Source organism: Bacillus xiapuensis, from assembly GCF_002797355.1.
Lineage (GTDB): Bacteria > Bacillota > Bacilli > Bacillales > Domibacillaceae > Bacillus_CE > Bacillus_CE xiapuensis.
On sequence record NZ_KZ454939.1, the window covers coordinates 271,948 to 295,134 of the forward strand.

Consider the following 23,187-nt stretch of genomic DNA (forward strand, 5'->3'; position numbering starts at 1 on the left):
CGCTAAATCATGTTTCTACGACTGCTGATCACGTAGTATCTGCGTCCAATGATTTATCTCAAAGCACGGAGCAAGTGACAGCCATGATTAACCAAATTTCCGAGGCGATCCAAGAAGTGGCCGCCAACGGCGAAACCGTCGCCAGCGGAGCCGTTCAAAATCAGGCAGCCATTCAGGAAATTTCGGATGGCATTGCCAACATCTCTAAATCAACCTCGGAAATTTCAGATGAAGCGTTAGATGCATCGAAAGAAGCCGAGCAAGGAAATCAGGTGATCCAGCAATCTGTTGATGGTGTAGAAGCTATCAATAAGTCTGCGAAAATGACGATGAAAGTGGCCGAGCAAATGGCTCAGCGTTCACATGAAGTGGGCAAAATCACACAAATGATTACGAATATATCTGATCAAATTAATCTGTTGGCTTTAAATGCTGCCATTGAAGCAGCCCGGGCAGGAGAATACGGAAAAGGATTTGCTGTGGTTGCGGATGAAATCAGACAACTAGCCGAACAATCGGCCTCTTCAGCCAGTGAAATATCCCAGCTGATCCATGAAATGCAAAAGGATTCCAGCCAATCCGTCACAGCGATTTCTAAAGTGGTAGACGAAATAGAAGGTGAAACGGCATCTGTACAAACAGCCGGTGAATCATTCCAAAAAATCACTTCACTAATTAATAATATGACAGGCAAGATTCAATCGGTAGCCGCCACTGTGCAAGAAATATCGGCTGGTTCAGAGCAGGTATTGGCCACTACTAATGAGACGGTACAATCGTTAGAAGAGACATCGGATCACGCTCAAAATGTGGCTGCCTCCGTCGAAGAACAGTCGGCGGCAATGGAAGAAATGACAGGCACGGCTACTCAGCTTTATGAAATGGCGGAGCATTTGAAATCACAAATCGCACAGTTTAAAACGAAATAATGGATTCACGTATGAATGGCATAGATTCAAAACGGGCAAAACGTGGTAACATATCTGTAAGTGTTCAATGAAGGAGAGTGTGCCATGAGCGATTTGCAACGTCAAATTATTGCAGAGCTGAAAGTAAAGCCTACCATTAATCCGCGGGAAGAAATTCGGAAAAGCATTGACTTTATGAAAGCTTATTTACGGAAGCATCCTTTTTTAAAAGGGTATGTTCTTGGTATTTCAGGCGGACAGGATTCTACATTGGCAGGGAAGCTTGCCCAGATGGCGGTCGATGAGCTGAAACAAGAGACAGGGTCAGATGAGTATAAATTTTATGCGATCAGACTGCCAAACGGAGTCCAAAAAGATGAAGAGGATTGTCAGGATGCCCTTGCTTTTATTCAGCCGGATGAAACGTACACGGTGAACATCAAGGCAGCGGTAGATGCAAGTGAAGCGGCGCTCAAAGGGGTTGGCATTGCCTTAAGCGATTTCGCGAAGGGGAATGAGAAAGCTCGCGAGCGGATGAAAGTTCAATACAGCATCGCTGCGATGAAGAATTGTGTCGTGATCGGCACGGATCATGCAGCTGAAGCCGTAACTGGTTTCTTTACTAAATATGGCGATGGCGGAGCGGATATTGTTCCTCTCTTTCGTTTAAATAAGCGTCAGGGCCGCCAGCTGTTAAAAGAGTTAGAGTGTCCTCCGCATTTGTACACAAAAGCGCCCACAGCCGATTTGGAGGATGAGCGGCCGCAATTGCCGGATGAAACAGCTCTTGGTGTTTCGTATGAGCATATTGATGATTATTTAGAAGGGAAAGAGGTGCCAAGAGCCGCTCAGCAGCAAATTGAACAGCTCTACCTAAGCTCCCGTCATAAGCGTCATCTGCCGGTCACAATCTTTGATGACTTTTGGAAATAAAGAGAGAAATATTTTAAAGACAGCTTCACTAGTCTTATAAAATGCAGGAATACCCGATGGCGGGTTTCCTGTCCTGTAAAGCAACGCGGAAAGCCGCGTTGCTTTTTTTTAGGGGCCATCATGTAGAGATTCTAAACGGCCTTGGATGAAAAAAGAATTGAAGCGGTTTTTAGATATGGTAAATCCTTGCATGCTCCTTTTTTTCAAAAGCAAGTCTAAGCCAATGAAAGCCTTACGTTTTTTTGAAATGGTTGCTTTTTGCAGCCAATGAAAACGGATCGAGCTATCCCTCTCCTTCCAAGAGTTCTTTGGTGCGGGCGGACCTTCTTGTTTAGAAGCGGGAGACTTCCTTCGGATGGAAGTGAACATCAAAGCGGCTCCGACCAGCAACCAGCTTCCTCCTTCATATATAAATCAGAAATTTCCTTATACTCGATTGTCATGAAGAGAAGAAAAGTATTTTTCAAACTGTGTAGATGTTTTTATGATTATTCATTAATAACCGCTCAATCCCTGTTATTACATTATATTTAAACATAAAAATGAAATATTATTCATTTTTATGTGGACGGATGCGCAACTGTTTGATACAATTCTACAAAACTCGAATTTTTATACTCGATCCATTATAAATATAAATCGAGGGTATGAAGGTAAATGAGTCGATGATTTGAAGGAGGGAAGCATGGTGGAAAAGTTTGAAAAGATTTTGGCCGCGATGACAGAATGGATATGGGGCATGCCGATGATTTTGCTTTTGCTGGGTGGGGGACTGTTCCTGACGATACGCTTACGTTTTTTTCAATTTCGTTATTTTCCCCATATTATAAAGGATACGTTTGGAAGTATGTTCGCACGTACAGATGCACAAGGCTCAGTGTCTCCTTTTCAGGCGACCACTTCTGCACTAGCTTCTACTATTGGAGCGGCCAATATTGTCGGAGTGCCGGTTGCTATTGCTTTGGGAGGACCGGGCGCGATCTTCTGGATGTGGCTCGTAGCGATGATCGGAATGGCTTCCAAATATTCAGAGGTCGTTCTGGGTGTGAAATATCGAGTCAAGAATAAATCGGGCGAGTGGACGGGAGGCCCCATGCATTATTTAGAGAAAGGGCTTGGCTGGAAGCCGGCAGCTCTGTTCTTCGCTTTCTTTCTCATGATTGAGATTCTGGCCAGTGCGATGGTGCAATCCAATTCACTATCAAAAACTGTGCAATCCTCATTTCATATTTCCCCTGTTTGGACCGGTTTGGTGACGATGATACTAGTGGGGCTCGTAACGGTCGGGGGCATTAAGCGAATTGGTTCCGTTACGGAAAAATTCATTCCGCTGATGGTGGCGATTTATTTCATTGCCGCTCTCATTGTTTTAGTGGATCATGCAACAGATATTCCCGCTGCGTTTGCGCTGATTTTCACTTCGGCCTTTTCTCCGGCGCCGGCTGCCGGAGGATTTGCTGGTGCCGGGGTGGCCGCGGCTATTCGCTGGGGATTAGCGCGCGGTATTTACTCCAATGAAGCTGGAATGGGAACGGCGCCCATTGCCCATGCCGCTGCCAAAACCCCTCATCCGGCCAAACAAGGGCTATGGGGAGTATTCGAAGTCGTGGTGGATACGCTTATCGTCTGTACCATCACCGCGTTAATCGTTTTGACATCAGGTGCCTGGAAGGATGTCCCTGCCGATCAAGCATCTACGATGGTAGTGGCTGCTTTATCGAATACCGTAGGAGCTGGCGCTGCTGGTGCTATCATTTCAATTTGTTTATTCTTCTTTGTTCTTTCGACGATTGTGATCATCGTTTTTTATGGTGAAAAGCAGGCGGAATACTTGTTTGGTTTAAGATTTTCTAAGGTCATGAGGTTTATTTATTTAGCAGCCGTTCTCGTTGGCGCTCTCGGCGGATTGGAATTCATTTGGCAATTTCTTGACTTAATGCTGGCGATGATTATTTTGCCGAATGTAGTGGCCTTGATTTTACTGAGCGGGGAAGTGTCAGAGCTGACAAAGGATTACATCAGCAAATACATTCATAAGGATGAAAGAAAGAGCCGGCACACGGCTTAAAAAGAGCACTTGACGCTTGCATGGCGTCAGGTGCTTGTATTTTGTTTTAAGAGTTTGCTGATTTCTAGTCTGAATATTTAATTAACTCTGGAACAGCTTGACCGCATGGGTCTATAGAGATAAAATGATGTCAAATTAGCTCGAAAAACAAGGACCTTCATATATTTTCGATAATATGGTTCGAAAGTTTCTACCAAATCACCGTAAATGATTGGACTATGGAGGCAGATTCTTTTAGGAAACAACTAGAATTCTGCTTTCTGTATTGAAGGGATTCTAGTTTTTATTTTATTTTGGATGTCGAGCGGTTAAGTGCATATTAAAGGAGTGGAAAGTGTGGCAGGAAAAGCAGAATTGCAAAACCAGGAAATGATTCTCGTTTTGGATTTTGGGAGTCAATACAACCAATTGATCACTCGGCGCATTCGCGAGTTGGGTGTATACAGTGAGCTTCATCCGCATACCATCACAGTGGATGAAATTAAAGAAATCAATCCAAAGGGAATTATTTTCTCCGGTGGGCCTAACAGTGTATATTCAGAGCAAGCTTTCCATTGTGATGAAGGAATTTTTGATTTGGATATTCCCATCTTCGGAATTTGCTACGGCATGCAGTTAATGACGAAGCATTACGGCGGAAAAGTCGAGGCCGCTTCCCATCGTGAATATGGCAAAGCCGCCATTCAGGTGAAAAATCAGACAGCGCTATTTAAAGACCTGCCAAATGAACAAGTGGTGTGGATGAGCCACGGAGATCTAGTGGTGGAAGCGCCGGAAGGCTTTACAGTGGATGCGGTCAGCCCATCGTGCCCAATCGCTTCAATGAGCAATGAACAAGAAGGTTTATATGCTGTCCAGTTCCACCCTGAAGTGAAACATTCTGTGTACGGAAATGAATTATTGAAGAACTTTGTCTTTGAAGCGTGCGGCTGCAAAGGCGATTGGTCTATGGAAAACTTCATCGAAATTGAAGTGGAGAAAATCCGTCAAGTGGTCGGCGATAAGAAGGTTCTTTGTGCACTTAGCGGCGGCGTGGATTCTTCGGTTGTGGCTGTACTGATTCATAAGGCAATCGGTGACCAGCTGACCTGTATTTTTGTCGATCATGGGCTTCTTCGCAAAGGAGAGGCGGACAGTGTCATGAACACCTTTGCTAAAGGTTTCCATATGAATGTCATTAAAGTCGATGCCAAAGAGCGCTTCTTAAATAAGCTAAAAGGTGTATCAGATCCAGAGAAGAAGCGGAAGATCATAGGTAATGAATTCATCTATGTCTTCGATGATGAAGCGAAGAAGCTTGAAGGTATTGAATTTTTAGCACAAGGTACGCTCTATACAGATATTATTGAAAGCGGAACAGCAACCGCGCAAACGATCAAATCCCACCACAATGTGGGCGGTTTGCCAGAGGATATGCAGTTTAAGCTTATTGAGCCGCTGAATACATTGTTTAAAGACGAAGTTCGCGCGCTTGGTTCAGAGCTTGGCATTCCTGATAATATCGTATGGCGCCAGCCTTTCCCAGGCCCTGGACTCGGCATTCGCGTACTGGGTGAAATCAGCGAAGAGAAATTAGAGATCGTTCGTGAATCCGATGCGATTTTGCGTGAAGAAATCCGCCTGAACGGGCTGGAAAGAGAAATTTGGCAATACTTCACGGTCCTTCCGGATATCCGCAGTGTAGGTGTAATGGGAGATGCCCGCACATATGATTACACAATCGGGATTCGGGCCGTTACCTCCATCGACGGCATGACATCAGACTGGGCCCGCATTCCATGGGAAGTGCTGGAGAAAATCTCCACGCGCATTGTCAACGAAGTTCCTCATGTAAATCGGGTAGTGTATGACATCACAAGCAAACCACCTGCAACGATTGAGTGGGAATAATTCACTAAGAACATTTGAAGTACAAACGTTGATTTGACTGCATTTCGATGGTACGTAAAATGGATAAAACAAAGAAAAATGAATAGGTTCTCCGCTAAGATTCCGCCAGAGGAAATGGAGAAAAATGAGGGGCTGGGACAGAACTAGCTTCTTTACATAGAAAAAAGTGAAATCGCATCGCCGATTTCACTTTTTTCATTTAAGCTTTGGTTTATGAGCGAGCGTTCTCATCCTCTCCGCATATTTCCTTACATTCACGGCCATCAAAGCGAGACCCGTTTCATTTTCCACCTTCGATTTTCCCCGGACAGAAAATCGGGTGAAACCCAAATTAGCCTTCAATAATCCAAAAACTGGTTCTTCGTCGATTTTACGCTGGCGGTAAATCGCACCTGTTTTTTCTTCTGAAAGCTTCGTTCTTACATATTCTTTTTGCTGTTCCCCTTTCTCATTCACCATGAGTTTGCGGTTTTTCCCTTCTTGCGCTTTTGTGCAAAGCGGCCGCAATGAGCAGCCTGTACAGTCTTCACATTCGTACATTTTAAACTGGCGCTGGAAGCCCGATTTATCTGTACGTGTGGAATCGTATTGAAAGATGAGCTGTTTTCCATTCGGGCATGTGCAGGCATCCCTTGCTTCATCATAAGCCCAGTTGCTGGTTTTGAATGGGTTCTTTTTATGTTCTTCAATTGCGAGATTAAACGCTACACTTAATAAAATTCCAGTTAACCGATGATTAAATAGACTGAGGGACTCTGCGCCATTTTATATGGAATAGCCTAACCGGCACAGCCAGATTACTTGTAAAATCGGGTTTCCTGGCTGGGGAGCCATGCTGTAGAGGCTCCATGTCAAGTTGCTAAACATAAGGCCAACACTCTTCCGCTGACAAGCTCAACCAGCTAGCCGTTCTAGATCCTCTTTGAAGCACTCTTCGGGTGTCTTGTCACCGAGAATCTTGCGAGGCAGGTGGTTACACCCATTCTGAACAGCGGTCATAATGGGTAAGATGTTTGAACCTGCGTTTTTCTGTGGTAGAATGAACCTGAGCCATGGATCAACCTCCGTCATGATTGTGTTTTGGTCGACTTAATCATTCACGGTTTATCGTGGCTCTTTCATTTATTTAGCTTGTTGCATTTGTTTATACAATTAGCCAATTAACAAGAATAAAAAATAGTTAAGGAGTGAAATTCATGGAAATATTTGATTACTTAAGGCCTGTTTATTACTTAATCACCTTACTTTTAACATTTAATTTATTATACTTAATCTTCCTAAACAAAAAACTGAAAGAAAATATTTATGTTTTTTTCAATTCAGTTATTCTTACTACAATTGGTATAATTTTATTATTTCAACAGGGAATAATCGTAGATAAATTCAATATGTCCGGTGATTCCGTAATTTTCTATTTATCTATATCTTTTATAATTATAACTATATTAAGCGGCTTATTTGCATTTAAAAAAAATAAAGAGGGCTGTCCCAAAAGCCGGTGAAACCGACTTTTGAGGACGGCCCCTTCAGTTGTATAAAGTGGTGCTGTGCGGGAGGGATTTCTTGAAAAACAGTTCCTTCCCTTATACTTTTAAAGAGATTAAAGACTTATTCAGTTTGGACTCCTCTATATTTATTACCATCATATTTTTTCTTATTTCTATATTCATGATTTGCGGGTCAGTGATTATTGAATGGGTGATGTTGTCTGTCTTCATTTATTTTATTACATCTCTTTTATCACCTGCTGCGAGCAATTTCAGGACCGTATTTAGTGTGGTTGGCTTCAGTTGGGTTCCTGTTATTCTTAAAACTTTATCCTTCGCTGTACTTGTTTTTATCACAGGAGAAGTATTTGAGCCGATAGGATTGCTAGCTTTGTTTCCTAACTTAGACCATCATGTGTTCGTTGCGTTCCTTAATCAAGTTGAGCCCTTTTTGATATGGCAGTTTGTTTTATTGTATTTTGGTGTTAAAGCATTATTGAAATTAGAAAGCCGGATTGCCTCTTTACTCATTATAAGCATTACCTTTGCAGCAAACTTAGCATTAAAAACGATTCCCTCGATCATGACAAGTTTCCTATAGTTTAAGGAGGTTAGCGGCAATGAAAAAAAGAACACTCATATTTTTACTGGTCGCGGCGTTTTCCACAGCAGTGGTTATGATGACTGAGTTGGGTGTCCGTTCAGCCGTCTTATCGCCGTTTATTCTTCTCGATTCAAATAAACAAGAAGGCGCTCATAAGCTTTTGACCGGGTATTCCATATACCAAGGGGATTATCTTCTGGACATTCAAAATACTACAGCAGGCCATGATGACCGTTCACTCGCTTTTCATATTGGACGTACCGATTATCAGTTCAACAAAGTTGATACGGGAAACATTACCCTGCCAGCGGGAGAAGATATGACCATGATGACGAGAAGAGGGGTTGAAGCTTCTTTTAATGAAGAGGCGACGATTCAATCCAGTGAACGGAAATTCTTTTTTAATGAATATACAATCCATGCGGGGGAAAAAGATGCATCATTATCCATCCAATTGAATTCAGAGTTTAGTAAAGCTCTTATTCTTATGATATATTTTTGCTCATTTTTATTACCTTGTCTTCTAGCTTTCTTTTTTAATCAGATTCTTTCATTGCGTAATCTTTTTACGTTATTTACGCCATTTATATTGGCTGGAATCCTTCCGTTGTTATTAAATTATCATTTTACGATGGGATATGTTCTGCTTCTGACGAATTCATACATATGGAGCCTCGTTTTATGCATCTTCCTGCCTACATTTTTATCGGTTCTATTGACGACTGCTGTATACGAATGGACGGTGAACAATGGAGAAAGTGAGGATACCACAGAGGAGCTTGAAATAAATAACACGGAATTTCTTCAATTTACAAGAAGAGAGACGATTGGAATTTCACTGCTAGTTGCAGGTGGGCTTGGCTATTTTTGCTTGTTTTTTCTCATTCCACTTTCCTTATATGTGGAAATTGTGGATAATTGGTATTTGTTTATCATTTGGTATTTATCGTTAACATTTATTATTATGCTAGTTTATACTATACTGCACCGTTTTATGGGGAACTATGCCGACGTGGGGAGCACTGAGCCATTTTGCTCTTTGAAAAAAACGATAGAGCAGGCATGTAAGGTAAAAGTCAACCTATTTATGAAAGAAGAGTCTGGGGATGAGACAAATGCCTGGGTATACAGCACTCCTTTAACATCTAGAAAAGGCGTTAACATTTATATGACAGAAGGTTTGGTGAAAAAATTCACTTTAAATGAGATTAAAGCCGTGTTATTTCACGAAATGGGTCATGTCAAATTAAAGCACGGCTGTTGGATACTATCTATCACTTTTGGAGTAGCAACAGCCATCAGCCTGATTATGTTTTATTCTAGAAAAATCATGCTTGGATTTGGATGGTGGCATTATATAATCATTTTTCCAATAGGAGTGGTATTTTTAATATTGCTTACGGAATGGCTACCAAATAAAATCAGCAAAATGTTTGAACATCAGGCAGATGAATATGCTGTAGTGCAACTAGAGGATAAAGAATTATATATTCAAACATTAATGAAACTAAACCGAATTAGTGAAAAAGAGGATGATGAGTTTGACTCGAAAAGAAAAGAGTGGAAAGAGACACATCCGTCCTTTCAAAAAAGAATTAAATTTATCAAGGATTTGACATGAACATGGAAAATGGATTCGGAATTAAGGCACTCGGTATATCATTTATGAAAAGAAACCGTGACGCTTTTTTATTCTCACTTCTAACCATTTTAATCAGCTTTTTTGGACCGATGATTTATTTACAGTTAACGGGTGCAGGCGATGTGAACACTATAGAACAGGCTGTTACAGTGATGAACATGGAAAATTCCGACGAGGAAGACCTTACGTGGCAGTCTGTGTTTTTCCATAATTTAATGATCTTATTGCCGGTATGTATTGGTGTGTTATCATTTGGTTTCGTTTCCTTTTCTATATTGTTTTACAAGGTGTAGACGTCAAGTCGAATTGGCTCTTACGCAGTTTTGGTGAAGTCTTTAGCTGATTGTTTTTCCGGTATAGAAAAAGAATCGGTGGGTATCGACGATTTTCGTTTCGAAAAGGTCATGCCTATGGCACATGGATTTGTGATCTTATCACACATCAACCTCTTGCGATTTTGTCCGATCGTACAGGTGAAACAGTGACACAGTGGCTCAAACAACATTCGCAAATTCAAATTGTCAGTCGAGATGGTTCGATTACGTACCGAGAAGCCATTGAAAAAGCCAACCAAAAAATTCAACAAGTAAGTGACCGGTGGCATTTGATGAAAAATGCACGAGAGGGTTTAGAAAAGTGGTTAGAGCGACATATTCCTTCGACTATTGAATGGCACGAAGACACAAAAATCAAGAAGGAGAACGAATCATCTCCCCAACCAGTTGATGAAGAAAAATGGAAATGAATCGAACATATACAAGCCGATTATCAAGAAGGGATGCGTGTGACCCATTTAGCGAAAAAATATCAACTCGCTCGTGATACCATTTATAAATATTTGGATCAGCAAACACCTCCTGCGAAAACACAACGTAGAAGAAAGCCCGCACAACTCAAGCTCCAACCTTATTACGAAGCGATTATAGCTTATAATGAACAGCATTTTACGACCAATCACATCATTCAAAAGCTACATTCACAGTGCTTCTGCCGTGAGACGATTTTTAGGGCCTTACAGAGCAAATAAAAAGCAACGGTTCCAAGCAGAAATAAAACAATGTGTCACAAGAAAGCAAGTGGCCAACTATCTGTGGGCTGGTTCTGATGCGTTGACTGAAAGAAAGAGAGCCATTTTGAAACATTGTCAAACAAAGTTTCCTTGTTTAGTCCAAGCAGCGGACATCATTCAACCATATCGAACCTTCTTTAAAATGCGTGACCTTTCGGCGTTTCTTGATTGGATGACCGCTCAATTGTCCAATAAGCATTCACCGCTCCATTCCCACAGCAAAGGATTCGCAAAGACTTAAGTGCTGTAAAGAATGTGTTGACGATGCCATTCACAACGGTCTACTAGAAGGACACATCAATCGACTCAAATTTCTCAAACGCATGATGTATGGACGGGCGAATCCTGATTTACTGGAAAAGCGTGTACTGTATCAGCCCTAATGATATATCGAAATAACAATGGAAAGTAACTATACATATACTCAGGCTTGTTCACCAAAATTGCGTAAGAACCGTCGAATTTTACACTTTTCGCTAAGTTATCTTTTACATTTTAGTTGATACACAGTCCACTTGACATGGAGCCTCTACAGGTACGTTGACCAGCCTTGAAGCCTTGAGATTAAAGGGACGATGGCTGTTGCACCAAGGCTATCATACTTGTTTCTCCAAATAAAGTGGACGACAAATGTAGCTAAAAGTGTAAAGTCGATTTCAGCGAAAACTGTAAAATGTATTCTGGCGTTTACAGCTAGTTCTGTCCCAGCCCCTTCAGCTCTTTTTTATTTTCCTTTGTATTCATTGCTTTTACTCTTCTGCATAGTAATGAGATAAAAAACGCTTTTGAACTAATATCCCAGGAAGTTAGTAAATTGATATAGGGTTTGTCATAAGAAAATCCTTCAAACAGCGGAGTTTTTCTTTCAGCCCACTGCTGTTGAAAAGAAGAACAAAGGCTAGCATTGCCATGTCCTGTTGCAACACCCTTGAACGCAGGTTCCCTGCTCTATTCTTGAAAGGGGTATACAGGTTAAAATTAGTTTAGGGATCGATCGAAATATAGACGAACAAAAGGAAAAATAAAAATTGGAATGTTCGTGTTTTCTGTTGACGGAGCGGGAGAACACGCATATAATGAAAGAGAAATAATCAATATAGAGATTACATCGTATAATCTCGGGGATATGGCCCGAAAGTTTCTACCGAGCTGCCGTAAATAGCTTGACTACGAGGTAACAGGATGGATAGGTCTCTTTCTATCTTTCCGTCACCTATGGTCGTGCTTCGAACCGCTCCGGTTCGAAGCGCTTTTGTATTTGTTGGGCGAAAAGATGGAAAGGAGCAGATGCATGAAAAATTATTTTCAATTTCAAGAATTAGGAACGAATTATCGCCGGGAATTTATTGGGGGACTGACTACCTTTTTGTCAATGGCCTACATTCTTATTGTGAATCCTCTTACGCTTTCTTTAGCGGATGTGCCGGATTTACCGGAAGCGATGATGATGGACAAAGGAGCCGTTTTTACTGCGACAGCGATTGCGGCGGCGATTGGTTCATTGCTCATGGGGCTTCTAGCGAAATATCCAATTGGGTTAGCGCCGGGGATGGGGCTGAATGCTTTTTTTGCTTATACAGTCGTGCTGACGTATGGGATCCCATGGCAGTCTGCTTTGACTGGAGTGTTATTTTCAGGAATCATTTTTATTTTGCTGACCTTAACAGGGGCGCGAGAGAAAGTTATTAATTCTATCCCGGCAGAGTTAAAATATGCGGTCGGAGCAGGAATCGGTTTATTCATCACCTTTATTGGTTTAAAAAATGCCGGAATTATTACCGATAATGAAGCCGTTCTTGTCGGGTTAGGTGATTTAACAGCGGGGCCTACACTGCTGTCGATATTCGGAATTTTCCTTACCGTGATTTTAATGACAAGGGGGATCAATGGCGGCATCTTCATCGGTATGATCATCACGGCTATGGCGGGCGTAATGACTGGCTTGATTGAACCGCCTAAGAGCGTCGTGGGTCCTATTCCAAGTCTTGAACCAACTTTCGGAGTGGCTTTGGAAAGTATATTTCAATCACCTGCAGAGGTATTTACTCTTCAAATGCTAGTAGTTGTGTTAACATTTTTATTTGTCGATTTCTTCGATACTGCGGGAACACTTGTAGCTGTGGCGAACCAAGCTGGCTTGATGAAAGGGAATAAATTGCCGCGCGCAGGGAAAGCGCTTTTGGCTGATTCTTGTGCGACAGTCGCAGGAGCGCTCCTTGGGACTTCAACAACGACCTCTTATATTGAATCTTCCGCAGGGGTGGCAGCCGGAGCAAGAACAGGGTTTGCAGCTATCGTAACCGCTGGATTTTTCTTAGTGTCATTGCTGTTCTTCCCGCTGCTGGAAGTGGTCACTGCTTCTGTAACAGCTCCCGCTTTAATTATTGTGGGTGTGCTGATGGTTTCTTCATTAGGGAAAATTGACTGGGCGAAATTTGAAATCGCTGTACCAGCCTTTTTAACGATCATTTCCATGCCGCTTACTTATAGCATTGCTACGGGAATTGCCATTGGGTTTATCTTCTATCCGATTACGATGATCGTGAAAGGAAGGGGAAAAGAAATTCACCCAATTATGTACTTTTTATTTAGTGTATTTATCTTATATTTTATTTTCCTTGCGTGATTTGATGGTAAGGGCAGGAGCTTCTTTTTTAAAAGGGGCTCCTTTTATTTCTAGAAGATCTGCGATGCTGTACCTCTTCGCTTTACGCCATAGAAGTTTGATTTTTTGCGAGGGACATACACTGCTTTAGCCTAGAACGCATAGTTTACAATAGAAAGACTTGCAGCTGAATTTACTCTCCATCAGAAAGAGAGCAAAACGGATAAACTCGGAAATGTATATAATGAAGGAAAATGTTTTGGTACTTAAGTTTTTAACGCTGAAGTGGTATGAAAGGGTGGTTGGGCGTTTGCCTATTTAGTGCTTGAAAGAGGATGCAGCTAGGCGGAAAAGGATAGCAATTAAAAAAATATTAAAAAACCCCTTTACAAGTCTTTTGTAAGCATGATATTATATAAAAGTCGCCGATAAGCGACGGGATATTGATCCTTGAAAACTGAACAAAATAAACGTCAACGTTAATTCAATTTATTATTATGAGCTAAGCAAACAATCTTATCGGAGAGTTTGATCCTGGCTCAGGACGAACGCTGGCGGCGTGCCTAATACATGCAAGTCGAGCGGACTTAGCGGGAGCTTGCTCCTGCTTAAGTCAGCGGCGGACGGGTGAGTAACACGTGGGTAACCTGCCTGTAAGACGGGGATAACTCCGGGAAACCGGGGCTAATACCGGATAAGTTCTTTCTTCGCATGAAGGAAGATTGAAAGGCGGCTTCGGCTGTCGCTTACAGATGGACCCGCGGCGCATTAGCTAGTTGGTGAGGTAACGGCTCACCAAGGCGACGATGCGTAGCCGACCTGAGAGGGTGATCGGCCACACTGGGACTGAGACACGGCCCAGACTCCTACGGGAGGCAGCAGTAGGGAATCTTCCGCAATGGACGAAAGTCTGACGGAGCAACGCCGCGTGAGTGAAGAAGGTTTTCGGATCGTAAAGCTCTGTTGTCAGGGAAGAACAAGTGTCGGAGTAACTGCCGGCACCTTGACGGTACCTGACCAGAAAGCCACGGCTAACTACGTGCCAGCAGCCGCGGTAATACGTAGGTGGCAAGCGTTGTCCGGAATTATTGGGCGTAAAGCGCGCGCAGGCGGTCTTTTAAGTCTGATGTGAAAGCCCACGGCTCAACCGTGGAGGGTCATTGGAAACTGGAAGACTTGAGTGCAGAAGAGAAGAGCGGAATTCCACGTGTAGCGGTGAAATGCGTAGAGATGTGGAGGAACACCAGTGGCGAAGGCGGCTCTTTGGTCTGTAACTGACGCTGAGGCGCGAAAGCGTGGGGAGCGAACAGGATTAGATACCCTGGTAGTCCACGCCGTAAACGATGAGTGCTAAGTGTTGGAGGGTTTCCGCCCTTCAGTGCTGCAGCTAACGCATTAAGCACTCCGCCTGGGGAGTACGGCCGCAAGGCTGAAACTCAAAGGAATTGACGGGGGCCCGCACAAGCGGTGGAGCATGTGGTTTAATTCGAAGCAACGCGAAGAACCTTACCAGGTCTTGACATCCTCTGACCGCTCTGGAGACAGAGCTTTCCCCTTCGGGGGACAGAGTGACAGGTGGTGCATGGTTGTCGTCAGCTCGTGTCGTGAGATGTTGGGTTAAGTCCCGCAACGAGCGCAACCCTTGATCTTAGTTGCCAGCATTCAGTTGGGCACTCTAAGGTGACTGCCGGTGACAAACCGGAGGAAGGTGGGGATGACGTCAAATCATCATGCCCCTTATGACCTGGGCTACACACGTGCTACAATGGATGGTACAAAGGGCTGCAAGACCGCGAGGTTTAGCCAATCCCATAAAACCATTCTCAGTTCGGATTGCAGGCTGCAACTCGCCTGCATGAAGCCGGAATCGCTAGTAATCGCGGATCAGCATGCCGCGGTGAATACGTTCCCGGGCCTTGTACACACCGCCCGTCACACCACGAGAGTTTGCAACACCCGAAGTCGGTGGGGTAACCCTTACGGGAGCCAGCCGCCTAAGGTGGGGCAGATGATTGGGGTGAAGTCGTAACAAGGTAGCCGTATCGGAAGGTGCGGCTGGATCACCTCCTTTCTAAGGATAACGGAAAGTAAGAACGCTGTTCTTACTCCAACGAAACGTGACGTTTTATTTTGTTCAGTTTTGAAGGATGAATGCCTTCAAAAGATCAACATTGTTCTTTGAAAACTGGATAATATCGTATAAAGTAACCAAGCAATACCGAGTAATCGCCATTTTAGGTTAAGTTAGAAAGGGCGCACGGTGGATGCCTTGGCACTAGGAGCCGATGAAGGACGGGACTAACACCGATATGCTTCGGGGAGCTGTAAGTAAGCTTTGATCCGGAGATTTCCGAATGGGGAAACCCGCTGTTCGTAATGGAACAGCATCCCTGTCTGAATCCATAGGACAGGAGAAGGCACACCCGGGGAACTGAAACATCTCAGTACCTGGAGGAAGAGAAAGCAAACGCGATTCCCTGAGTAGCGGCGAGCGAAACGGGAACAGCCCAAACCAGAAGGCTTGCCTTCTGGGGTTGTAGGACACTCTATATGGAGTTACAAAAGAGCGGCATAAGCGAAGCGGTCTGGAAAGGCCCATCAGAGAAGGTAACAATCCTGTAGCTGAAATGCCTCTCTCTCCTGAGTGGATCCTGAGTACGGCGGAACACGTGAAATTCCGTCGGAATCCGGGAGGACCATCTCCCAAGGCTAAATACTCCCTAGTGACCGATAGTGAACCAGTACCGTGAGGGAAAGGTGAAAAGCACCCCGGAAGGGGAGTGAAAGAGATCCTGAAACCGTGTGCCTACAAGTAGTCAGAGCCCATTTATGGGTGATGGCGTGCCTTTTGTAGAATGAACCGGCGAGTTGCGATTTCATGCGAGGTTAAGCCGAGAAGGCGGAGCCGCAGCGAAAGCGAGTCTGAACAGGGCGAATGAGTATGAGGTCGCAGACCCGAAACCAGGTGATCTACCCATGTCCAGGGTGAAGGTAAGGTAACACTTACTGGAGGCCCGAACCCACGCACGTTGAAAAGTGCGGGGATGAGGTGTGGGTAGCGGTGAAATTCCAATCGAACCTGGAGATAGCTGGTTCTCTCCGAAATAGCTTTAGGGCTAGCCTCAAGGGAAGAGTCTTGGAGGTAGAGCACTGTTTGGACTAGGGGCCCCCATCGGGTTACCGAATTCAGACAAACTCCGAATGCCAAAGACTTATCCTTGGGAGTCAGACTGCGAGTGATAAGATCCGCAGTCAAGAGGGAAACAGCCCAGACCGCCAGCTAAGGTCCCCAAGTATACGTTAAGTGGAAAAGGATGTGGAGTTGCTTAGACAACCAGGATGTTGGCTTAGAAGCAGCCACCATTTAAAGAGTGCGTAATAGCTCACTGGTCGAGTGACTCTGCGCCGAAAATGTACCGGGGCTAAACGTATCACCGAAGCTGCGGATGGACACCAACCGGTGTCCGTGGTAGGAGAGCGTTCTAAGGGCGGAGAAGCCAGACCGGAAGGACTGGTGGAGCGCTTAGAAGTGAGAATGCCGGTATGAGTAGCGAAAGAAGGGTGAGAATCCCTTCCACCGAATGCCTAAGGTTTCCTGAGGAAGGCTCGTCCTCTCAGGGTTAGTCGGGACCTAAGCCGAGGCCGACAGGCGTAGGCGATGGAGAACAGGTTGATATTCCTGTACCACCTCTTTACCATTTGAGCAATGGGGGGACGCAGGAGGATAGGGCAAGCGCGCGGCTGGATATGCGCGTCCAAGCAGTTAGGCCGGTGACGAGGCAAATCCCGTCACCATACAGGCGGAGCTGTGACGGCGAGGGAAATAAAGTACCGAAGTTCCTGATTCCACACTGCCAAGAAAAGCCTCTAGCGAGGTAACAGGTGCCCGTACCGCAAACCGACACAGGTAGGCGAGGAGAGAATCCTAAGGTGAGCGAGTGAACTCTCGTTAAGGAACTCGGCAAAATGACCCCGTAACTTCGGGAGAAGGGGTGCTCTTTGAGGTGAATAGCCTCGAGGAGCCGCAGTGAATAGGCCCAGGCGACTGTTTAGCAAAAACACAGGTCTCTGCGAAGCCGTAAGGCGAAGTATAGGGGCTGACGCCTGCCCGGTGCTGGAAGGTTAAGGGGAGCGCTTAGCATTAGCGAAGGTGTGAACTGAAGCCCCAGTAAACGGCGGCCGTAACTATAACGGTCCTAAGGTAGCGAAATTCCTTGTCGGGTAAGTTCCGACCCGCACGAAAGGCGTAACGATCTGGGCACTGTCTCAACGAGAGACTCGGTGAAATTATAGTACCTGTGAAGATGCAGGTTACCCGCGACAGGACGGAAAGACCCCGTGGAGCTTTACTGCAGCCTGATATTGAATTTCGGCACAGCTTGTACAGGATAGGTAGGAGCCTTTGAAACCGGAGCGCCAGCTTCGGTGGAGGCGCTGGTGGGATACTACCCTGGCTGTGTTGAACTTCTAACCCGCACCCCTGATCGGGGTGGGAGACAGTGTCAGGCGGGCAGTTTGACTGGGGCGGTCGCCTCCTAAAAGGTAACGGAGGCGCCCAAAGGTTCCCTCAGAATGGTTGGAAATCATTCGCAGAGTGTAAAGGCACAAGGGAGCTTGACTGCGAGACCTACAAGTCGAGCAGGGACGAAAGTCGGGCTTAGTGATCCGGTGGTTCCGCATGGAAGGGCCATCGCTCAACGGATAAAAGCTACCCCGGGGATAACAGGCTTATCTCCCCCAAGAGTCCACATCGACGGGGAGGTTTGGCACCTCGATGTCGGCTCATCGCATCCTGGGGCTGTAGTCGGTCCCAAGGGTTGGGCTGTTCGCCCATTAAAGCGGTACGCGAGCTGGGTTCAGAACGTCGTGAGACAGTTCGGTCCCTATCCGTCGCGGGCGCAGGAAATTTGAGAGGAGCTGTCCTTAGTACGAGAGGACCGGGATGGACGCACCGCTGGTGTACCAGTTGTCTTGCCAAAGGCATCGCTGGGTAGCTATGTGCGGACGGGATAAGTGCTGAAAGCATCTAAGCATGAAGCCCCCCTCAAGATGAGATTTCCCATAGCGCAAGCTAGTAAGATCCCTGAAAGATGATCAGGTAGATAGGTTCGAGGTGGAAGCGTGGCGACACGTGAAGCTGACGAATACTAATCGATCGAGGACTTAACCAAAGAAAAGCGGAAGGCGCTCGTCCAGCGGCGACAAGCACAAGATCAGCTGACTGCAAGGTTGTTTTTGAACCTTGAAGACAGATGACCTTGTGACCTCGAGCCGCTAGCGCCTGCAGCTAGACAGAAAAGCGAAAGCGGCCGATCAGACTCGGCAGGCATAAGACGGACTGCCGAAGTGGCGTTCTTGGCCACACAGACGTGACGGCTTATGACCGAGAGTCTGGCCGCTGCAGCTAGACAAAACGAAAAGCAGAAGGCGCTGAATGAGCGCCTTCTGCTGGACAGCACAAACAAACAATGGCACGGTTTGCTGGTTACTGAAACATATTATCCAGTTTTGAGAGAACAATTCTTTCAAACTTTATACAGTCTGGTGGCGATAGCGAAGAGGTCACACCCGTTTCCATCCCGAACACGGAAGTTAAGCTCTTCAGCGCCGATGGTAGTTGGGGGTTTCCCCCTGTGAGAGTAGGACGCTGCCAGGCAAGCAAGAAAAAGAACAGCGCAGGCTGTTCTTTTTTGTTTGCCTGAATTATATTATGGATAAAGTAAATGTTCAAACTGTGACAGGAGAAAATCCTTCAGCGCTTTTGTGCTTTCATGCCATGAAAGAATACAGGATAAGGAACCATTTTAGAAGATGAATCCAGCAGTTAGAAAGCAATCATTTTAATCTTGAATTCGCTCATTGTTTGGATTTCCCTGTATTTACCTTTCTTTTTTCTAGTAAGAAAGTGTGTTACACTTACAACAATATGGACAGATAAGTAGGGAGGCCTTTCCATTGCTTGAGAATGGAGTAATGATGGTTGTCATCATTTTGGTTATTAATGTAATATATGTATCTTTTTTTACAATACGAATGATTTTGACATTGAAAGGGTATCGCTATTTAGCGGCTTTTGTAAGCATGATCGAAATTGTTATTTATATTATGGGATTAGGTCTCGTCTTAGATAATTTAAATGAAATTCAAAACGTGGCGGCTTACGCGGTGGGATATGGATTAGGTGTCATTGTGGGGATGAAACTTGAGGAAAAGCTGGCTCTTGGGTATATTACTGTAAATGTGATAACGAAAGAGTATGATAAAGATCTTCCGAAGATGCTTCGCGCGGAGGGGTATGGCGTGACGAACTGGGCTGCCAATGGCTTGGAAGGTGAACGGATGGCGTTGCAAATATTAACACCAAGAAAATATGAACTGAAGCTGTACAGTCAAATTAAAGAATTGGATCCGAAAGCATTTATCATTGCGTATGAACCTAAAACCATTCACGGAGGATTCTGGGTGAAAAATGTAAGAAAAGGGAAGCTGTCTCAATGAGCAAAAAGAAGTTTTATGTACAAGAAAATGAAACGATTGATCAATGTTTAGCACGAATGAAGGAGGAAGGATATATCCCTGTTAGAAGAATAGAGCAGCCGGTATTTAAAAAGGAGAATGTGAATGGAGAAATGAAATATACACCAGCAGGGAGAGAAATCATGTTTGAAGGGAAAAAAGTAATCTAAAATACGAACATTAATAAAAATAAAGGTTAAATTGTTCGATTTTAATTGACATTATCCTTTGAAGCTTGTTAAGATGAAGATAACGAATACGGAACCTCATATAAAAGTGAGAATAGGGCTCACAAGTTTCTACCCAATTACCGTAAATAATTGGACTATGAGGAAAGTAAAATTATCTGGATCTTTCTTTTGAAGTAACAAGTATGTATACACCCAGATGAGTTGCTTTCTCATGTTTTTAGAGAACAGCTCTTCTGGGTTTTTTGATTCTATCAATTCATTGTGGAGGTTAAATCATGTCAGTAGATGTTGGCGTTATTATGGGAAGCACCTCGGATTGGGAAACGATGAAGCACGCCTGTGAGATTCTGGAGGAATTGCAGGTTTCATACGAAAAGAGAGTCGTGTCTGCTCATCGGACGCCGGATTTGATGTTTCAATACGCTAAGGAAGCGAGAGAGCGGGGAGTGAAGGTGATTATTGCCGGGGCAGGCGGTGCTGCTCATCTTCCGGGAATGGTCGCAGCCCAAACGACTCTTCCAGTAATTGGCGTGCCTGTTCAGTCCAAAGCATTGAATGGAATGGACTCATTATTATCCATAGTACAAATGCCCGGGGGTGTGCCTGTCGCTACTGTAGCGATTGGAAAGTCAGGGGCTGTCAATGCCGGACTGCTGGCCGCACAAATATTATCTATAACCTCTGCAGCACTTGCTGAGCGTTTGCAAGAACGCCGTGAAAAGTTAAGAGAAACTGTCATGGAAAGTAGTGATCAGCTTGTCTAAAGAAATCATTAAGCCAGGTCAGACTATTGGGATCATTGGAGGGGGGCAGCTTGGGCGAATGATGGCTTTAGCAGCCAAAGAAGCCGGCTTTAAAATTGCTGTCCTTGAACCGGGCGAGAATTCTCCATGCAGCCAAGTAGCTGATATAGCCATTACCGCTGCATACAATGATGAACAAGCGCTGAACAGATTGGCTGAAGTGAGTGATGTCATCACTTACGAATTTGAAAATATTGATTATGAAGGGCTAAAGCAGCTTCAAAAGCATGCTTTCCTTCCCCAGGGAGCCGAACTTATTAAAATAACGCAAAATCGGATAACGGAAAAAGCCGCTATTGTAAAAGCTGGTGTACCGGTGGCTCCGTATGCGGTTATTCATCAAGTTGATGATCTTTATGCCAGTATAGATCAGCTTGGATACCCAGCTGTATTGAAAACGGCACGGGGCGGATATGATGGAAAGGGACAATTTGTCATTAAAGAGAAAGCCCAGATTGAGGAAGCTTCCAAGCTGCTGCAGCACGGGGAATGTGTACTTGAAAAGTGGGTTCCGTTTGAAAAGGAGATATCCGTGATCGTGTCCCGCAACATCGCAGGAGAAACCGCGTATTTTCCGGTTGGGGAGAATATACATATCGATAATATTCTTCATCAAACGATTGTACCGGCCAGAATATCGGAAGAAGTGCGGATGAAAGCAGAAAAAGCGGCAGGAAGCATTGCTCAAGCACTTTCTTTAGTGGGCACATTGGCGGTGGAAATGTTCGTAGGAAAAAACGAGGAAATTTACATTAACGAGCTGGCACCAAGACCTCATAATTCAGGGCATTATTCCATTGAGGCCTGCAATATTTCGCAATTTGGCCAGCATATACGGGCTATTTGCAATTGGCCGTTAAGAAAGCCGGAATTATTGAAGCCCGCTGTAATGGTCAACGTACTGGGGGAGCACTTGGAGGGAATCGTAAGCAGCTTAGCTGAACATCCGGAATGGTCGGTTCATTTGTATGGAAAAGCAGAAGCAAAAGTAAAAAGAAAAATGGGTCATATTACGATCCTGAACCATGAACTAGACGATGCGCTGGAAGAAATTGAGGCATGCGGGATCTGGGCCATAAGTCAAGAAAGAATTGGAGGATAGGAACAATGATCGAACGTTATACACGCCCGGAAATGGGAGCAATTTGGACGGAGGAAAACCGTTTTAAAGCCTGGTTAGAGGTAGAAATTCTAGCTTGTGAAGCATGGGCTGAGCTGGGAGAAATACCAAAAGAAGATGTGAAGAAAATTCGCGAAAACGCGGCTTTTCATATTGATCGAATCAAAGAGATTGAGAAAGAAACACGCCATGACGTTGTAGCGTTCACCCGCGCTGTATCCGAAACGCTTGGAGAAGAGCGCAAATGGGTGCATTACGGTCTGACGTCCACAGATGTAGTAGATACAGCCCTTTCTTATTTGCTGAAGCAGGCAAACGAAATTTTAATCAAAGATTTAGAGAATTTCATCGAGATTCTGCGAAATAAAGCAAAAGAGCATAAGTACACAGTGATGATGGGACGAACGCACGGGGTGCATGCTGAGCCGACTACTTTCGGGTTGAAATTGGCTCTTTGGCACGAAGAGATGAAACGTAATCTTGAGCGGTTCAAGCAAGCCGCTGAAGGCGTGGAATACGGCAAGATCTCCGGAGCGGTTGGAACCTACGCGAATATCGATCCGTTTGTAGAAGAATATGTATGCAAGCATCTTGGAACTAAACCGGCGCCGATTTCGACGCAGACGCTGCAGCGTGACCGGCACGCTCATTATATAAGCACCATTGCCTTAATCGCGACATCCATTGAGAAATTTGCCGTGGAGATTCGCGGGCTGCAAAAAAGCGAAACGCGTGAAGTGGAAGAGTTTTTTGCTAAAGGGCAAAAGGGATCATCCGCCATGCCGCATAAACGGAACCCGATTGGCTCAGAAAATGTCACCGGGCTTGCCCGCGTTATTCGTGGTCACATGATGACGGCGTATGAAAATGTACCGCTCTGGCACGAGCGCGACATTTCTCATTCTTCAGCCGAGCGCATCATTCTTCCGGATGCAACGATCGCATTAAATTATATGCTGAACCGATTTGGGAATATCATTAAAAATTTAACCGTCTATCCGGAAAATATGAAGCGCAATATGGATCGCACCTTAGGGTTAATTTACTCCCAGCGTGTTCTCCTTGCTTTGATTGATAAAGGTATGGTTCGTGAAGCAGCCTATGATACGGTTCAGCCGAAAGCGATGGAAGCTTGGGAAAAGCAAGTGCCATTCCGCCGTTTAGTAGAAGAAGACGAGACGATCACTTCCAAATTAACAAAAGAAGAAATAGCCGATTGTTTTGATTATCATCATCATTTAAAGCATGTCGATACGATTTTTGCCCGTTTAGGCCTGCAGGATTGATGAAGGTCATGCAGGGGGGGAACTGCCCCTCTGCTCTTTCTGATGATTGAAGATTGCTAATATTC

General features: G+C 44.7%; 15 protein-coding genes, 3 rRNA genes, 1 pseudogene and 3 riboswitches. Of the genes and pseudogenes, 18 read left to right on the forward strand and 1 reads right to left on the reverse strand.

The features are described 5' to 3' along the window. The first annotated feature begins 83 nt into the window (after positions 1-83). The 4 genes from CEF20_RS17430 to guaA all read left to right on the forward strand — a co-directional run bounded on the left by CEF20_RS17430 (position 84) and on the right by guaA (position 5,799). Complete coding sequence (locus CEF20_RS17430) at positions 84-929, forward strand: methyl-accepting chemotaxis protein (RefSeq protein WP_408607795.1); 846 nt, start codon at positions 84-86, stop codon at positions 927-929. Positions 930-1,013: 84 nt separating this feature from the next. Further along, positions 1,014-1,841, forward strand: coding sequence for an ammonia-dependent NAD(+) synthetase (gene nadE, locus CEF20_RS01405; protein WP_100330164.1), 828 nt, complete (start codon positions 1,014-1,016; stop codon positions 1,839-1,841). Positions 1,842-2,529: 688 nt separating this feature from the next. Further along, positions 2,530-3,909: an alanine/glycine:cation symporter family protein gene (locus CEF20_RS01415; RefSeq protein WP_100331963.1), complete on the forward strand. Its 1,380-nt coding sequence runs from the start codon at positions 2,530-2,532 to the stop codon at positions 3,907-3,909. A 137-nt stretch (positions 3,910-4,046) separates the two neighbouring features. Beyond that, positions 4,047-4,148: riboswitch (purine riboswitch) on the forward strand. Positions 4,149-4,278: 130 nt separating this feature from the next. Continuing rightward, positions 4,279-5,799 (forward strand): glutamine-hydrolyzing GMP synthase, encoded by a 1,521-nt coding sequence (guaA, locus tag CEF20_RS01420; RefSeq protein WP_198508491.1) that lies wholly within the window; start codon positions 4,279-4,281, stop codon positions 5,797-5,799. A 195-nt stretch (positions 5,800-5,994) separates the two neighbouring features. Here the strand turns inward: guaA and CEF20_RS01425 are convergent. Further along, positions 5,995-6,477, reverse strand: a pseudogene (locus tag CEF20_RS01425) (transposase); the annotation flags it as partial. 864 nt (positions 6,478-7,341) lie between these two features. Between CEF20_RS01425 and CEF20_RS01435 the strand changes: the two are divergent. The 14 genes from CEF20_RS01435 (at position 7,342) to purB (ending at position 23,122) form a co-directional block, all read left to right on the forward strand. Beyond that, complete coding sequence (locus CEF20_RS01435; RefSeq protein ID WP_232713450.1) at positions 7,342-7,887, forward strand: YIP1 family protein; 546 nt, start codon at positions 7,342-7,344, stop codon at positions 7,885-7,887. A 19-nt stretch (positions 7,888-7,906) separates the two neighbouring features. Further along, positions 7,907-9,511 carry a M48 family metalloprotease gene (locus tag CEF20_RS01440; protein ID WP_100330169.1) on the forward strand — a complete coding sequence of 535 codons (1,605 nt, stop codon included), beginning with the start codon at positions 7,907-7,909 and terminating at the stop codon, positions 9,509-9,511. A 44-nt stretch (positions 9,512-9,555) separates the two neighbouring features. Further along, positions 9,556-9,825, forward strand: a complete 270-nt coding sequence (locus CEF20_RS01445) for a stage II sporulation protein M (RefSeq protein WP_232713325.1) — start codon at positions 9,556-9,558, stop codon at positions 9,823-9,825. A gap of 50 nt (positions 9,826-9,875) precedes the next feature. After that, positions 9,876-10,277 carry a transposase gene (locus CEF20_RS01450; protein WP_100330171.1) on the forward strand — a complete coding sequence of 134 codons (402 nt, stop codon included), beginning with the start codon at positions 9,876-9,878 and terminating at the stop codon, positions 10,275-10,277. 33 nt (positions 10,278-10,310) lie between these two features. Further along, the gene (locus CEF20_RS01455) at positions 10,311-10,559 is read left to right on the forward strand and encodes a hypothetical protein (RefSeq protein ID WP_269799208.1); all 249 of its coding nucleotides are present in this window, start codon (positions 10,311-10,313) and stop codon (positions 10,557-10,559) included. 1,130 nt (positions 10,560-11,689) lie between these two features. Then, positions 11,690-11,791, forward strand: a riboswitch (purine riboswitch). 101 nt (positions 11,792-11,892) lie between these two features. After that, a complete protein-coding gene (locus CEF20_RS01460) occupies positions 11,893-13,227 on the forward strand; it encodes an NCS2 family permease (RefSeq protein ID WP_100330173.1) in 1,335 nt (444 codons plus the stop codon). A 495-nt stretch (positions 13,228-13,722) separates the two neighbouring features. Beyond that, a 16S ribosomal RNA gene (locus CEF20_RS01465) occupies positions 13,723-15,277 on the forward strand. A 166-nt stretch (positions 15,278-15,443) separates the two neighbouring features. Then, positions 15,444-18,377 (forward strand): 23S ribosomal RNA (locus CEF20_RS01470). A gap of 369 nt (positions 18,378-18,746) precedes the next feature. Next, a 5S ribosomal RNA gene (gene rrf, locus CEF20_RS01475) occupies positions 18,747-18,862 on the forward strand. Together the 16S, 23S and 5S rRNA genes form the textbook arrangement of a ribosomal RNA operon. Positions 18,863-19,179: 317 nt before the next feature. Then, complete coding sequence (locus CEF20_RS01480) at positions 19,180-19,704, forward strand: DUF2179 domain-containing protein (RefSeq protein ID WP_232713451.1); 525 nt, start codon at positions 19,180-19,182, stop codon at positions 19,702-19,704. Continuing rightward, entirely contained in the window at positions 19,701-19,892 is a 192-nt protein-coding gene (locus CEF20_RS01485) for an NETI motif-containing protein (RefSeq protein ID WP_100330175.1), read from the forward strand. Before CEF20_RS01480 ends, CEF20_RS01485 begins: the two co-directional genes overlap by 4 nt. A gap of 76 nt (positions 19,893-19,968) precedes the next feature. Next, positions 19,969-20,070, forward strand: a riboswitch (purine riboswitch). Positions 20,071-20,188: 118 nt separating this feature from the next. Beyond that, positions 20,189-20,677 (forward strand): 5-(carboxyamino)imidazole ribonucleotide mutase, encoded by a 489-nt coding sequence (gene purE / locus CEF20_RS01490; protein ID WP_100330176.1) that lies wholly within the window; start codon positions 20,189-20,191, stop codon positions 20,675-20,677. Then, complete coding sequence (purK, locus tag CEF20_RS01495; RefSeq protein WP_100330177.1) at positions 20,670-21,818, forward strand: 5-(carboxyamino)imidazole ribonucleotide synthase; 1,149 nt, start codon at positions 20,670-20,672, stop codon at positions 21,816-21,818. The genes purE and purK overlap by 8 nt, the downstream gene beginning before the upstream one ends. Before the next feature lie 5 nt (positions 21,819-21,823). Then, positions 21,824-23,122 (forward strand): adenylosuccinate lyase, encoded by a 1,299-nt coding sequence (gene purB, locus CEF20_RS01500; RefSeq protein ID WP_100330178.1) that lies wholly within the window; start codon positions 21,824-21,826, stop codon positions 23,120-23,122. Positions 23,123-23,187: the final 65 nt, after the last annotated feature.

Coding starts and splice junctions, on each gene's coding strand:
- CEF20_RS01445 (WP_232713325.1), top strand. CDS start 9,556: ATGAAAAGAAACCGTGACGCTTTTTTATTCTCACTTCTAACCATTTTA.
- guaA (WP_198508491.1), top strand. CDS start 4,279: ATGATTCTCGTTTTGGATTTTGGGAGTCAATACAACCAATTGATCACT.
- purE (WP_100330176.1), top strand. CDS start 20,189: ATGTCAGTAGATGTTGGCGTTATTATGGGAAGCACCTCGGATTGGGAA.
- CEF20_RS01455 (WP_269799208.1), top strand. CDS start 10,311: ATGCGTGTGACCCATTTAGCGAAAAAATATCAACTCGCTCGTGATACC.
- purB (WP_100330178.1), top strand. CDS start 21,824: ATGATCGAACGTTATACACGCCCGGAAATGGGAGCAATTTGGACGGAG.
- nadE (WP_100330164.1), top strand. CDS start 1,014: ATGAGCGATTTGCAACGTCAAATTATTGCAGAGCTGAAAGTAAAGCCT.
- CEF20_RS17430 (WP_408607795.1), top strand. CDS start 84: ATGATTAACCAAATTTCCGAGGCGATCCAAGAAGTGGCCGCCAACGGC.
- CEF20_RS01440 (WP_100330169.1), top strand. CDS start 7,907: ATGAAAAAAAGAACACTCATATTTTTACTGGTCGCGGCGTTTTCCACA.
- CEF20_RS01480 (WP_232713451.1), top strand. CDS start 19,180: ATGATGGTTGTCATCATTTTGGTTATTAATGTAATATATGTATCTTTT.
- CEF20_RS01485 (WP_100330175.1), top strand. CDS start 19,701: ATGAGCAAAAAGAAGTTTTATGTACAAGAAAATGAAACGATTGATCAA.
- CEF20_RS01460 (WP_100330173.1), top strand. CDS start 11,893: ATGAAAAATTATTTTCAATTTCAAGAATTAGGAACGAATTATCGCCGG.